The organism is Sphingomonas sp. CFBP 13706, assembly GCF_014842355.1.
Lineage (GTDB): Bacteria > Pseudomonadota > Alphaproteobacteria > Sphingomonadales > Sphingomonadaceae > Sphingomonas > Sphingomonas aerolata.
In genome coordinates, this window is record NZ_JACYVM010000010.1 from 1 (window position 1) to 12667 (window position 12667).

The window sequence follows — 12667 nt, forward strand, 5'->3', positions numbered from 1 at the left end:
ATTGGGCGGCTGCGGAAGGGCTGCTTTCGATCGCAGCGGCCCAGCCCGGACGCTTACCGATCCGGGCAGGTGCCCTGCCTTTCCCCTCGGCGCACGGAGGGGAACGAAAAAAATACGAAGCGGCAACAAAGGGCGAATTATTCGCTTTCGTTTGGCGGTTCGGTGACTCATAGAATCGTCATGCCAATCCGCCCCGAGAACCGCTGGCTCTACCCGATCGATTGGCGGCAGCTGTCGCAGACGGTCCGGTTCGATCGCGCCGGTGCCAAGTGCGAGGGATGCGGCCGACCACATCTGCGCCGTGTGGTCCATCTCGGCGACGGACGCTGGTGGGATGCCGATATCCAGTGCTGGCGGTCGAACCGCGGCAAACGTATTTCGATGAAGGCCGGGTTCGCGCTGGCGTCGGTTCGGGTGACCTATGTGGTCCTGGCCTGCGCGCACCTCGATCACGATCCGGGCAACAGCGCGTCTTCGAACCTCAAGGCGCTATGTCAGCGCTGCCACATGATCCATGATGCAGCCGAGCATCGCTGGCAGCGCTGGTGGAATGTCTTTCGGCTCCGTGCGATCCGCGATCTTTACGAGGATCCTCGCGTCACGCGCGAACGTGTTGCCAGCCGCTAGAGATCGATGTTTCGGGCGCGCATCGCTCCGGTTGCCAGGTCGGCGATCGGCCCCTGCCCTGCGATCACTTATTCGACGTCGGCGACACCATGATCCGCGAGCGTATCCAGCATGAGGCGGACCGCCGCGACGCTCATGTCGTCCAGTACGGTCTTTGTCTCGTCGTTCGCCATGGCTAAGGTCCCGCCGGTGTTTCCAATGGAGAACGAATAGCATGAACATAAGTGACCTGGCCAAGGGCGTCGCCGAAGCGACCGGTTCGAACGAAGCCGATGCAAAGAAGGCGATCACCGCCGTGTTCGACCACATCGCGGCCGCAGCCGTAAAGGGTGAGGAGGTTTCGATTCCAGGGTTCGGAAAGTTCACCGTCAAGGACCGCCCGGAGCGCGAAGGCCGTAACCCCGGCACCGGTGAGGCGATCACGATTGCAGCTTCCAAAAAGGTTGCGTTCACGGCCGCCAAGGGGCTGAAGGACAAGATGTAAGACGTGTGCGCCGGCGAGCGGTCTCGTCGGCGCCAACCTGAGGAACAGGCTCGTGTGCAACCGGTATCGTATGACCGCAAAGGAGGTAGACCTTGCGGTCACCTTCGGTATCCGCCCTCCTTATGAAAAAGACGAGGAATACCCCGTTGGTGACATCTTCCCGACCGGCAAGAAGACCCCATTCTACGGCAAGGTGATCGTGCAGGACGGCGCGGAGCGGAAGCTCGAGCGGATGGAATGGGGCGTGCCGACGCAGGTGCCGAGTGCGCGCAACCCCTCAGTCAAACTTACCAAGTACGTGACGAACGTGCGGAACCTGAACTCCAGCTTTTGGCGATCTATGCTGACGACACCGGCGCGACGCTGCCTGGTCCCGGTCACCGCCTTTTCTGAATATGGATTGGCACCTGGCGAAGACGGCAAGAAGCCGTTGCACTGGTTTGACGTGCCCAGCCGCCCAATCTTCGCCTTTGCTGGCATCTGGCGTCCGACCGAGCGCGGCAACGCCTATGGCTTCCTGACGACCGATCCGAACGCGATCGTGGCACCTATCCACCCCAAGGCCATGCCGGTCATCTTGCACGATGACGATTACGATCTTTGGCTGGCAGCGCCCTGGGACGAACTGAAGGACTTGGTCGCGCCCTACCCATCGCAGTTAATGCGCGTTGAGGGCATGGCATCGGCGGACGCGGAGGATGCCCGATCACCTGTGCTATTCTAGCTGTTGAACCCCCGAAAGGTGACTGACAATGACAGAAGCGACATGGGGCGAAAGTGCCAAGACCCCGGACATCAACTGGCGAATGAGCGCGTCGTTGGGAAACGTACCCCGCGGCGACACCGATATCGCCGAAGTGACGAACCTCGAGCGAGCCGTGCGGGATTGGGTTAGGCTGGACCCTGAGCATAAAGAAGCGGCAACCTTGACCACGGATCATGCCGTTCAGCTCGAAGGGGTTTTCAGTACGACGTTCACTGGCGAAGCTATTGCAGCCTTAGCCGAGCATTTGCCGTCCACTCCAACAGTAGAGGAGTAATCACTATGGTGAAATCCAGCGTCCGTTTCGAGCGCGGTGACGGATATTGGGTGGCGGAGCGTGATAGCATTGGCTTTACCGGCACCACCGTCTTTGGTCCCGTCGAGTTTCTGATCACCAGCGAAGCGTTGGCCGAAATGCTGAACCCGGAGCTGGAAGGAATTGATCCGGAAACTGCGGTCGAGGTCTTCATCGAGTTCGAAAGCGACATTCACCGCATCGCCCAGCGCGAATTTGTGAAACGTTTAGGTGGTGAGCCACCGATCCTGCTGACGACTTCAGACGTGGCGCTTTAGCGTCAAGGCACGTTCGCGATTCAACTGGTTCAGTAATCCGGAGCGAGTTACGATCCGGACTCACGTCGTCTCCATGCCTATTTCAGTATAAGCCGCCCTCTTCTCGCTCCTCCGCGCCTTCCTTTTGCGCTTCCTCAGGATCGTTTGGCTCTTGTTTGTCGGCGACTGGTTTATCCTCAAGGGTATTTTCTGGCCCGTTGTTGTCGTCCGGTAGTTCGTTGACGTCGGCTTCAAAACCGGGCTCTTCGGCTTGTGGGGCGGTCATCATTGTTGCTCTCCTTCAACAAACCGAACGATCCGAGAAACCTATCGGTTGCGAACCGGTGGATGATGCTCGACACCCGCCCGCGAGGGCTCGTTACCGTTCCTGGTGAACTTGATCATGGTGTACCTATAGATGATCGATAGCCGAATGACCCAAAGGCAGACAATTAGCGTCCTCCCTGCGCTTCCAGACTCCGGACATTCATTCAGAAACGCGCCAAAAATCGCCGCAGGCCTTGAGGTGGCACGTGTCCTCGCCGATACCGTCAGTAGGGAATGGGGGGCACCGTTATGATCAATGTGCGGTGGGAGCAGCACCCTGTGGGACACGGCGGCTTTCATACCGGCGTGATGTCCACCTTTGATTCGCCATCCTTTCAGTGGATCTTCGATTGTGGAGCGAAGCGGACCGCCAAGTTCGACGCCTATCTGAGGGATTGGCTCGACAACAATACCCGCCCGGTCGACTGGCTCTTTATCTCGCATTTCGACACTGATCATGTCAGCGGGCTTGATACGCTGATGGCGGGTGCCGTGGTCGACAATGTAATGGTGCCCTACCTCAACGAGCATGAAATTATATTGCAGTTGCTAGAAGAGGCGGGCCGCGGCGCGCTCGATCGCAAGCTCGTCGAGCTTGCCGTCGATCCGGCGGTTTATTTTCTGTCGCGCGGCGCCCGGCGGGTTACCTTCGTTCGCGGTAGTGGCCCGGGCCGCGAGGACATTGGAGGCCCCGAGACTCCACCTGACAAAGGCAGAGGCTGGGAGACGAGATGTAACCCCGCGCCCCGTGATCTCAAGGCGCCGTGCTGGGCGCCCGCCGGCGTCGCGCACGAGTCCGCGGTCCAAGTCATCGAGAGCGACAGCGATCTCACCGTATCGCGGGGTGGGGCGGGAATTCGTTTCAAACCCTATCGCGCGCCGATCACCGATGCTTCAAATGATGGGCTGATCGACGCGGTGCAGGCACTCGTGGGCGCGTCGGTGAAAACCCAAGGTCGGCCCGGGCTTGGCGATCTCGCTTATGCCGTTGCAAACCACGCCCGTACGCCCGCTGGCCGCGCGGACCTCCGCCATTTGTTCAAGACACATCTCGGATCGTCCAACCGTGCCTCGCTGTCGGTGCTCAGCGTGCCAATAGTCGATGAACCGATGACAGCGCATTGGCATGTCGAGCATGCCTCCGACTTCGACGCCGGCAGTGCAGAGCCGGGGTGGCTCAACACGGGTGACGCGGAGCTCTTCGCGTCGGCGGATCTTGCCGACTGGGAGGATTGTTACGCCATCTTCCTTGATTCGGTTCGGGTACTGGCGCTGCCGCACCACGGCTCGGACCACAATTCGAACGGTGCGCTGCAACAGCTTTGCGCCAATGCGACGCTGACCGCGCAGGTCAAGGCGGTGGGCAAGAAGCACCCCGGAGCTAATGTCGCGATGAGCGCCGGCGACCGTTTGGTGCGGGTCACCGAACAGGCAGCGACGAGTGTCCGCATGTATTTTTATGCGGGGTGAAGCGGAGTGATGTTCAGTAAGATCGCGATACCAGGAACGACCCAGAAAGCGACATTCAGCCGGTGATAAGCGCTCCTCAACTCCGGACATTTGTTAATGTCCGTTGGACACCTCGACGAGCTGCGATGGAATCAAAAGGCGGCTTGGACTGGTCGCATGTTTCCATAGTCGACGCCTACGCTATGCAACTGAACTATCTTTGTCAGACTGTTTATCGGATAGCCAAAATACAAACTCCTCCCGCCATCGATCAGTGACATTTGCCTGGGCCAACTTTGACAAATAAGTACAAACAATAAAATATTTACTTGATATAGTAGTCTCAAAAACGTCTGTAAGAGATTTCATCATCTGTGCCTCGCAAGCGGTCAGTTTCAATGCGCCGCAGGTCAAGCAGGTTGACAATTTCTGACCGATGGTACCTAGACTCATCATCTGAGACTTCGAGGGCATCGTAGTCGCCAAATGATTTCATGAATCCTTTAATCATTCTGGCGACCCCGTCGGATGTATCCGTCGGCATAACGATGACGGGACGTTTGCCGCACGCTGCTACCGCAGCACAAGCCCTCAAAATGTCTCCTCGGTCACTGTAGGTAACCCCCTCTGGAGGCATGATAAAAACCGAGTCGCAGTCCGCAACACGAGTGAGTTCTGAATCAATCGCTTCGTTGCCCCATGAAACGAACTCGGCGTCAATGAAACAGTGGGTCAACATCATAAGATCGACCCGAGATTTTACTGCCGCTATTGTCGTTCGGTTGCCCGCAGGACCGTGCCGATGATTAATCAGCAGTCTTCCGGAGAAGCGCTGCTCAATCTCGCGAACGGCTGCTGCTCCGCCATGTCCGTCGGCACGTTCTGACAAGGCGCGGCAATCAAATTCTACACCGTCGTCTTGTACTACGAAGCGCCGAGCCTCGACGGTTATCGTAGCGGCTGTTGCTTGACCATGGCGGAGGGCATTGCTGACAATCTCAATTGCCAAATCACGCGCAGCGGTAGCGACGTTGTCACCCCAGGACAGAAACGCACCGGACTCTATGAAGAGCTCACGGATCCTTGCGCGAGAGCTAGCGAGTTTCCGGACTTCGAGCCCCATCGGCGCGAGAGCGTTGAGATCGGGGTCGTCGTGGCTGAGCAAAGCCGGCCGGGCCAGCATTTGCGACAGCTGTGCACGGCGGATCGCCAACGCCTTCCACGCGCGAAGTGCCCCTACTGTGTAGGTCGCGTCGTCAGCGTCGATCAGCTTGCCGTGATGCGTGCAGCACCAAATCCCATTTTCCGGCGATCGACGAACTTCGTCGGACATTGTCGGATCAACTCGCCGAGCAGCCGGACCGTCAGCGGCAGCGACGATGTGGCAGCCAATCCCTGTATCCGACACGGAGCCTGGTGACTCGTGGGACGGTCCGAAGCATGGGATCGGGCAGCCGGGAAACGCGCAGTGATTGGCCACTTCTCGCGCAAGACTATCGCGTGTGGCCTTAGTGAAGTTGGCGCCGCCGCGACCAGATCGCTCGACCGTTTTCGATTCCACAGCCATTCCCCCCCTTACGTGTTAGCGAGCCGATCGCAGGAACGGCAGCGTTTCTAAAATTTGGCGTTCACCGCCGCTGCTTTGTACAACCGGTGCTGCTCGTCACCTGCTGCAATGGTTAGCCCCCTCCAGACGTTCAGCGTACCGCAAGCCATTTGCCACCATTATCCCCAACTTTGCGCTTTCGACAACACCACGCTTCGTTACGTACGAGACCCAACTTGCGGTTGTTTGCTGTCTGTTTTCGGCTACCGACCTTCTGCCATTCGTTCATGTTGCCCGCATGAAAGATGCTGGGCCTCGACCCTACCCGGTCCGCCGTCAGCTTTCCCAAAAGGGATCGTCGTGCCCGGCTTACATTGCCGGCCTCGGACCGGCTAGGCAGCGGAGCGATCGTCGCGGCGCCAGGCGCGCAGACTAGTTCTACCCACACGGGATAGGCCGGCGTTAGAGGCTCCGCTCACGCCCAGCAGGCGCATGGTGCTTTCGCTGACGCGAGCTGATAGGCCGACGACGATATCGTTGACCTTCACCCTACAACGCGACCGGGCAGGGCTGGTGAACCTCGAGGGCGAGATCAATCTCGAGAACCAGCGCTGCGATGTCGGCGTATCCGGCCTTGGCGGCCACCAAGACACCGTGTTCGTCGTTGCGCGACGAGATGGCGTGCCGGTCGGATGCGGGACTTTGTCCCTGTTTCTCCAGCACGACGTTGAGCTCCTCAAGCTTTTCGTGAGCCGATCGGAGCGACGATCCCGACTCGCGACGCGCCTGATCGACCACGCGGTCGACGAGGCGCGGCGATGCGGGGTCGATACTCTTCACGTCCAGATGGCGGGCAGTAGCCGCGCTTTTTGGAGAAGCTTCGTCGAAGGCAGGGAGGGGCAGGTTATACCACCCGACAATCTTGAGTTCGACATCCGCGTCTGGACGGAGTCTGCCCCGTTCCGCTGGGACACGCCCGCGGGGAAATAGCGCGACGAGCGCGCCGTCTTGAGCGTGGCGCGTGCAACAGAGTCAACTCGGGAGGCGTCCTTGCCGGGGGGCGGGATGCGATGGTCGCGACCACCGCGGGCAGGTACCGGAGAGGTCGGCGCGCGGCGGCCGAACGCAGACGATCAGCAGTTCCAGCTCGTCCGCCGTAGGCGGCAGCTTGAGGGCGCGGTCTGTCATCAAGCAAACTGAACGAATGCCGTTCTGGTCGCTGACCCACAATCGGACGCTCCCGCCCCTCCCCTCGCTTCCCAACTTCCGCCGCTGGTTCAGCTTTGCGAATGACCGATTTGAAGCCGGGCTATCCGCTCGCGAATGTCGTAATCGGGAAGGAAAGCGGACCGGCGGCTTTCGGGAGGGCGTTTGGCGATAGCCGATATCGGGCAGCTGCTGGCTTTTACGAGAAAGGATGGTCAATCGAGAAAGCTTCTCATGCCCGAACACCATTGGCTAGGCGGGGAGCCATGCAATCCATAGCAGATCGGATGAGGAGGGTTTCACACCATCTCGCAGCGACTGCGATCGCGCTGGTGGCTGCTTGCTCCGGCACCGCGACGGCGCAGACCGTCCGCCCGGTCTATCGCGAAATCGGCGACTGGCTGATCGCCTGCGATAACACGCGCGACTGCCTGGCGCGGTACGCACCCGACTCGACCCGGGAGCGCGCAGAGGTCGAGCCGGAAAATATCGGCTTCGACATCGTCCGGAAGGCCGGGCCGAGCGGCGCGATCACGGTCTGGACATGGGCCGAACGCCGGCTGGACCCAGCAGGATTTCACGCATCCGGCGCAGCGCCACTCTCCCTCCTGCCGTGGCGGCTAAGCGACGATGGGCAGGATGCGAAGCTTTCGGGTGATCCGGCGCGTCGTTTCATCCGCGCCATCATCGCCGCGCCGCGGCTCGTGCTGGCTTCAACCGGCACGGGTCATCTCTCGCTACGGGGACTGGCGGCAGTCCTGCTGGCGATGGATGAGGCGCAGGGCCGGGTCGGTAATGCCAGTGCGCTGATGCGTCCCGGTCCGGCCCCGGCCAGCGCAACGCCGCCCCCGGCTCCGCTTCCGGTCGTTCGGGCGGGGCCGACTGCCCCGGCGCTGAGGAACCCGAAGGCGCTGGCCGCGGCAGTGCGGAAGCTCCACTCCGGCATTTTCGCGGCCCATGAATGCGATCGCGAGCCGGATGGTGAAGATGCCGCCTATCCGCTGACGACATCGGACGCGATCGTCGTGCTGGGTTGCAGCCGGTACGCCTATCAAACCTCCGTGCTGGTATTTCGCACGCCCCGTGATCGGCCGGCCGCGGCGATGGTGCTGAAGCTGCCCGATCCCCCGGCAGCCCCGCCGGCCGACGGCGATAGCGTCGGGGAATATATCGAGGGCGGCTACGATCCCGACACCCGCATTTTCCGCGAGTTCGTCAAGGGACGGGGCATCGCCGATTGTGGCAGCGCCACGGAATGGACGTTCGATGGAAAGGCCTTTCGCGTCTCTGCGTTCCAGTGGCAGGCGCGCTGCGGCGGTACGATGCCGGGGGACTGGCCGGTGCTCTATCGTACGCGGCGCTGATCCTGTTCCGGTCTCTGGCGCCGCTCTGCCGGCAGATGGCAGGAACGGGATGTGGTGAACTGGATGAGTGAGCCGGCGCAAAAGTTCATGGTCGAAACGTTGCTGTTTCTCGGCGGCCTGCCGTGGCTCATATGGCGCTGGCTACGCTCCGGCCGACCATCGATCACGCCATTGCCGATCATCAACGATGGTAACGGTGGGAAGATCGTGCCGCTGATCGCCACCTTCAGTGGGTTGCGGGGCCTCCCGTGGATCGGGTTCGCGAGCAACAATCTCAACCCCCGCCTCGTCATCCAATCCGATGGCATCACCTATCGGATCGCAATGCTGCGTTTCCGGGGCTGGGGTGACATCATTCAGGTCGATGTGCAAAGCGTCGGAGCAACGGTGAACCTGAGCTTCGCTTTCCGTGACAGCCTTTTCACCTTCGATGCCAACGTGGGCAGCACCATGCTGGCGGCACAGACATTGGCGTTGTTGCCCGATCATATCGCGCTGACCGATCGGGCAAAGTTACTGCTAATGGGAGGAGGCTGATGCCCGGTCGCCTTTTCCCGCAGATGAACACCCGCTCGACACGATCAGTGCGCTTTCCCAGTGCGATGGTGAAACGGGAACCCACGCATAACGATGTGAAAGGCAACTGAGAACGACAGGTGCCTTGCTACACGATAATACCACGTGTATTGCATAGGTAATACACGCGGAGCGAGACTAATGAGCACGTTGATACGAGTGGCGTACATCATGGCCTTGTTGCCTCTCCCCGCAGCAGCCCAACAGGCTCTTCCTACGCCTTCGAAGATTGCTGCGGTTGAGCGCGGACTAACGCCGGCCGTCGTGCTTTCGGGTATGCCAGCCCCGCGCCGCACGATTGAAGCGGAAATGCGCCGGTTGAACGTGCCTGGAGTCAGTGTCGCCGTACTGCATGGCGGCGTCGTAGACTGGTCTAAGGGTTACGGGGTGACACGAGCGGGTGGGACACCGATAACGCCAGTCACACTCTTTCAGGCCGGCTCGATCAGCAAGGCGATCACGGCGCTGGCTGCATTGCGTCTCGTACAGCAGCAACGCTTGACGCTCGACGGCGATGTCAACGTACAGCTCAGGGGATGGAAGCTACCGACCCCACCCGGTGAACACGTCACGTTACGCGAATTGCTGTCGCATACGGCGGGAACCACCGTCCACGGCTTTCCCGGCTACGCTTCAGGGGTCGTCGTGCCGAGCGTAGACGACGTGCTTGCCGGACGCGTACCTGCAAACACCAAACCGGTCGTCGTAGATACCAAACCGGGGACGATCTGGCGCTACTCTGGCGGTGGCTACACGGTCATCCAGAAACTGATTGGCGATGTGACGGGCAGGCCGTTCGCGCACGTTTTGCGAGACGAAGTGCTTCATCCCGCGGGCATGATGCGCAGCATCTTCGCCCAGCCGCTCGATGCCGTATCTCTAACGACCGCCGCATGGCCACATGACGGAGCGGGCAAGCCTGTACCCGGTGGACCACACACCTATCCGGAGCTGGCCGCCGCTGGTCTCTGGAGCACGCCAACCGATTTGCTGCGCTACGCGATCGCGGTGCGCGACAGTGCGCGCGGCAAGAAGCACACCATTCTCGAACAACCGGTGGCGACGGAAATGCTGACACCCGGCAAAGGGGGGTGGGGCCTCGGCCTTGAGGTCCACCCGACACCTGCCGATCGCGCTTTCGCGCATGGCGGCAGCAACGAGGGATACGAGAACTTCCTGGTTGCCTATACCGGCTCGGGCGACGGGGTGGCCGTAATGACGAACGGTGCTCAAGGTGGCGAGCTGGGATCGGAGATCACCCGTAGCGTGGCTGCCGCCTATGGCTGGCCTAGCTACCACAGCATCGAGCGCGCAAGTATACCGATCCCGGCTGCAACCCGCGCTCAACTAATCGGCGACTACGCAATTCCTGAACTTGGCTCGTTCTCGATCACCGGGGACGGCTCGGGCTTGGCTATCTCGCTCAAGGATGGCGTCAGCGAGCCGCTTTATGCATCGGCGCCGGATACCTACTTCATTTTATCGACCGACTTGTTGCTGCGTGTGGGTCGACGCGAGCCCAAGATCACTGGCCAGTTCGTCATGGGATCGTTCGAATGGCCGTTCGCGAAGGATACGGATATCAAGCCTTAAGACCAGGCGCGCATGGATCAGCGTGTGCGGAGATAGATCGAACCTCCGGATCGCGATCCATTGCAAGCAACTGAACGCCAAGTGCACCGCCGAGAATGGCAGCGGGGCGCTTGGGATGGCGATGCCGGGTTCTCGGTTCATCGCATATACAGTCAGGATCGCCGTTGATCTGACCTGAGACTGGGGGATCAAATATGCTGACATTGGTTATCGCGCTATTGGCTCAGGCCGCAATAACGAAAGCTCCGTCTAAACCTGCCTTGGCGATCGTCACCCGCAGCGGCAACGAATGGCAGCTGGAGTATCGCCTGAATAAGAAAAGCGGCGCATGGCTTTTTCCGGTTTCACAACCTGTATCGGCTACTCAAAAGCCTTGGCGGGAGCGCGCGTGGCGCGTCGTGACGCCCGGCGCCCGCATTGAACGTCGTGGTTCGTATGACGTCCTGGTCCCAACCAATGGCACCTTTGTACCGCTGAAAGTCCGTATCGTATTCACGCCGACCAACGCCACGCTCGACCGGGAGTACGATCCAGCCATTGCCTTCAGCAACGGTGCGACCGCCCTGTATTCAGATCAGTTTGACGTGGTCCCCAGCGACGATCTGAACGCGATCGGCATCAAGGAAGCCGGATTGTCAGTCCAAGATTTGGGAGGATCGCACACTGCGGTGCGCTTTCACGATGTCAGCGGTCCGGTCTTCGCTCAGGGGCGGCGACAAAGCAATCCCGTCTTGACTGGGGGCGAGACGTACGTCGTTTTCGGTTCGAGCAAGGTCGAGGAGAGGGCTGGCGTGGCGATGTTGGCCGACCCGGCGCTGCCGGAATGGCTGAAGGTTGAGGTCGCAGGCTTCGCGCCAAACGTCGCCGAGGCATACGCTTCAAGGCTTGGTAGCCGCACCGATCCTCGTCTGCCACTGCTGTTGATGGGCTGGCGTGGTCCAACGCCAGGAAAGGTTATCAACGACGGTGGTGTCCGCCCCGGCCAGATCGTGTTTAATTTCGAAGGTGAGGGCCTGCTCGATAGTAATGAACGTGCTGCGCAGCGGACACGGTGGTTCATCGCACACGAAATGGCGCATTTTTGGCTGGGTACGTCCGGGGTCGCCTATCGAAAGCCGTCCGAAGCCTGGATCACAGAAGGCGGTGCAGAGATGATAGCATTCACGCTCTTGGCCGCGACGGATCATGGCTATGCGTTAGCCGAGCTTCAGCATGCAGTTCAGGATTGCATCAAGTTCGCGACCAAGCCGGTCATCAGCGCTGGCGAACGGCACGAGAACCGTGCCTTCTATGCCTGTGGCGCGACGTTCGCACTTGCGGCAGGCAGTGCTCAGAAACGTAAAGGAGGTCGAGATTACCTAGACTTCATCCGACCGTTGCTGGATGAACACAAGTCTGATCGGCTTCTGGGAAGCGCGGACTGGTTAACCCACTTCGATGCGGTGTCCGGAAATGGCAAAGCAGGAGGTATCATCAAATCCATGCTATTCGTAGGAGTCGCTGACCCCGCCAGTGCGATAGAGACGCTATTCGAGCAGACCGGTGTACCATATTCTCGGAACGAAAATAAGCTGACGCTGTCCGCTGATGCGATCTAACGAGGTTAATCACCCGATAACGGGGACGAGGCAGATGCCCATCCATCATCAAGGCATGAGTGCGAAACTCTGCGCTTATGCTATTTACGTCAGCATTTGCATTATTGTCGTCCAACTCTGGTTTTCTTATGATTTAGATGGTTTTGTTTCTGGTAGCGAGCCGGCGGAGGGAATGTCTCGTGCGTTTCTTAAACTAATTTTCATAGCAGTTGGATTGATCAGCTTATCAATCGGAGCGGCCACGCCCTTTTTTAAGAATCTGGCAGTGAGGTCTACCCTGCTGGTTGCCTTGATCAGCTTAATGATTTTCACGGCCATTCTCCCTTAACACCCGTTTCGAGCGACTGAGGCATCTCGAGAGAACACGGCTGGCGCGTTCTCATAAGAATTGACGATCGAGAACACTCCGAGGGGTACTGTCAGATTAACCAGGAATTGGTTCGCATTAACGTTTGCGGGTCTGCCAAACCGCTGATGGGCGAGAACGGGCGCGAAAATTTACGTGATCATAGAGGGACATCGAGCACGCTTGCTGGCGCCCTAACCAAGCAGGTAATCAGCGGTGCATAAGGTTTGACAGTG

At 59.8% G+C, this 12667-nt stretch carries 14 protein-coding genes; 12 read left to right on the top strand and 2 right to left on the bottom strand.

Annotated elements, in window-relative coordinates:
- Positions 1–180: 180 nt before the first annotated feature.
- The 5 genes from IFS44_RS16000 to IFS44_RS16020 all read left to right on the top strand — a co-directional run bounded on the left by IFS44_RS16000 (position 181) and on the right by IFS44_RS16020 (position 2447).
- A complete protein-coding gene (locus tag IFS44_RS16000; RefSeq protein ID WP_192099190.1) occupies positions 181–627 on the top strand; it encodes a hypothetical protein in 447 nt (148 codons plus the stop codon).
- 214 nt (positions 628–841) lie between these two features.
- Positions 842–1111 carry an HU family DNA-binding protein gene (locus IFS44_RS16005; RefSeq protein WP_192099191.1) on the top strand — a complete coding sequence of 90 codons (270 nt, stop codon included), beginning with the start codon at positions 842–844 and terminating at the stop codon, positions 1109–1111.
- A 52-nt stretch (positions 1112–1163) separates the two neighbouring features.
- Positions 1164–1835: an SOS response-associated peptidase gene (locus tag IFS44_RS16010; protein ID WP_342366450.1), complete on the top strand. Its 672-nt coding sequence runs from the start codon at positions 1164–1166 to the stop codon at positions 1833–1835.
- Positions 1836–1863: 28 nt separating this feature from the next.
- Positions 1864–2151, top strand: coding sequence for a hypothetical protein (locus IFS44_RS16015; protein ID WP_192099193.1), 288 nt, complete (start codon positions 1864–1866; stop codon positions 2149–2151).
- A 5-nt stretch (positions 2152–2156) separates the two neighbouring features.
- Complete coding sequence (locus IFS44_RS16020) at positions 2157–2447, top strand: DUF1488 family protein (protein ID WP_192099194.1); 291 nt, start codon at positions 2157–2159, stop codon at positions 2445–2447.
- 82 nt (positions 2448–2529) lie between these two features.
- On the opposite strand, the gene IFS44_RS16025 is transcribed toward IFS44_RS16020, so the two are convergent.
- A complete protein-coding gene (locus tag IFS44_RS16025) occupies positions 2530–2715 on the bottom strand; it encodes a hypothetical protein (protein WP_192099195.1) in 186 nt (61 codons plus the stop codon).
- Positions 2716–3002: 287 nt separating this feature from the next.
- Here IFS44_RS16025 and IFS44_RS16030 point away from each other — a divergent pair, with 287 nt between their 5' ends.
- Positions 3003–4223, top strand: a complete 1221-nt coding sequence (locus IFS44_RS16030; protein ID WP_192099196.1) for an MBL fold metallo-hydrolase — start codon at positions 3003–3005, stop codon at positions 4221–4223.
- Between the two features lie 322 nt (positions 4224–4545).
- Here the strand turns inward: IFS44_RS16030 and IFS44_RS16035 are convergent, their stop codons facing one another.
- A complete protein-coding gene (locus IFS44_RS16035; RefSeq protein ID WP_192099197.1) occupies positions 4546–5535 on the bottom strand; it encodes a hypothetical protein in 990 nt (329 codons plus the stop codon).
- 705 nt (positions 5536–6240) lie between these two features.
- Here IFS44_RS16035 and IFS44_RS22940 point away from each other — a divergent pair.
- The 6 genes from IFS44_RS22940 (at position 6241) to IFS44_RS16065 (ending at position 12413) form a co-directional block, all read left to right on the top strand.
- Entirely contained in the window at positions 6241–6738 is a 498-nt protein-coding gene (locus IFS44_RS22940) for a GNAT family N-acetyltransferase (RefSeq protein ID WP_192099198.1), read from the top strand.
- A 299-nt stretch (positions 6739–7037) separates the two neighbouring features.
- Positions 7038–8318: a DUF1176 domain-containing protein gene (locus tag IFS44_RS16045; RefSeq protein WP_192099199.1), complete on the top strand. Its 1281-nt coding sequence runs from the start codon at positions 7038–7040 to the stop codon at positions 8316–8318.
- 51 nt (positions 8319–8369) lie between these two features.
- Positions 8370–8855, top strand: a complete 486-nt coding sequence (locus tag IFS44_RS16050; protein ID WP_192099200.1) for a hypothetical protein — start codon at positions 8370–8372, stop codon at positions 8853–8855.
- A gap of 180 nt (positions 8856–9035) precedes the next feature.
- Positions 9036–10487 carry a serine hydrolase domain-containing protein gene (locus IFS44_RS16055; protein ID WP_192099201.1) on the top strand — a complete coding sequence of 484 codons (1452 nt, stop codon included), beginning with the start codon at positions 9036–9038 and terminating at the stop codon, positions 10485–10487.
- Between the two features lie 194 nt (positions 10488–10681).
- On the top strand, positions 10682–12085 hold the full coding sequence (locus IFS44_RS16060) for a hypothetical protein (protein WP_192099202.1): 1404 nt from the start codon (positions 10682–10684) through the stop codon (positions 12083–12085).
- A 34-nt stretch (positions 12086–12119) separates the two neighbouring features.
- The gene (locus IFS44_RS16065) at positions 12120–12413 is read left to right on the top strand and encodes a hypothetical protein (protein WP_192099203.1); all 294 of its coding nucleotides are present in this window, start codon (positions 12120–12122) and stop codon (positions 12411–12413) included.
- Positions 12414–12667: the final 254 nt, after the last annotated feature.

Excerpts from the sequence above, each read along its gene's own strand:
- IFS44_RS16000 (WP_192099190.1), top strand. The coding sequence starts at position 181 with ATGCCAATCCGCCCCGAGAACCGCTGGCTCTACCCGATCGATTGGCGG.
- IFS44_RS16005 (WP_192099191.1), top strand. The coding sequence starts at position 842 with ATGAACATAAGTGACCTGGCCAAGGGCGTCGCCGAAGCGACCGGTTCG.
- IFS44_RS16015 (WP_192099193.1), top strand. The coding sequence starts at position 1,864 with ATGACAGAAGCGACATGGGGCGAAAGTGCCAAGACCCCGGACATCAAC.
- IFS44_RS16020 (WP_192099194.1), top strand. The coding sequence starts at position 2,157 with ATGGTGAAATCCAGCGTCCGTTTCGAGCGCGGTGACGGATATTGGGTG.
- IFS44_RS16025 (WP_192099195.1), bottom strand. The coding sequence starts at position 2,715 with ATGATGACCGCCCCACAAGCCGAAGAGCCCGGTTTTGAAGCCGACGTC.
- IFS44_RS16030 (WP_192099196.1), top strand. The coding sequence starts at position 3,003 with ATGATCAATGTGCGGTGGGAGCAGCACCCTGTGGGACACGGCGGCTTT.
- IFS44_RS16035 (WP_192099197.1), bottom strand. The coding sequence starts at position 5,535 with ATGTCCGACGAAGTTCGTCGATCGCCGGAAAATGGGATTTGGTGCTGC.
- IFS44_RS22940 (WP_192099198.1), top strand. The coding sequence starts at position 6,241 with ATGGTGCTTTCGCTGACGCGAGCTGATAGGCCGACGACGATATCGTTG.
- IFS44_RS16045 (WP_192099199.1), top strand. The coding sequence starts at position 7,038 with ATGACCGATTTGAAGCCGGGCTATCCGCTCGCGAATGTCGTAATCGGG.
- IFS44_RS16055 (WP_192099201.1), top strand. The coding sequence starts at position 9,036 with ATGAGCACGTTGATACGAGTGGCGTACATCATGGCCTTGTTGCCTCTC.
- IFS44_RS16060 (WP_192099202.1), top strand. The coding sequence starts at position 10,682 with ATGCTGACATTGGTTATCGCGCTATTGGCTCAGGCCGCAATAACGAAA.
- IFS44_RS16065 (WP_192099203.1), top strand. The coding sequence starts at position 12,120 with ATGCCCATCCATCATCAAGGCATGAGTGCGAAACTCTGCGCTTATGCT.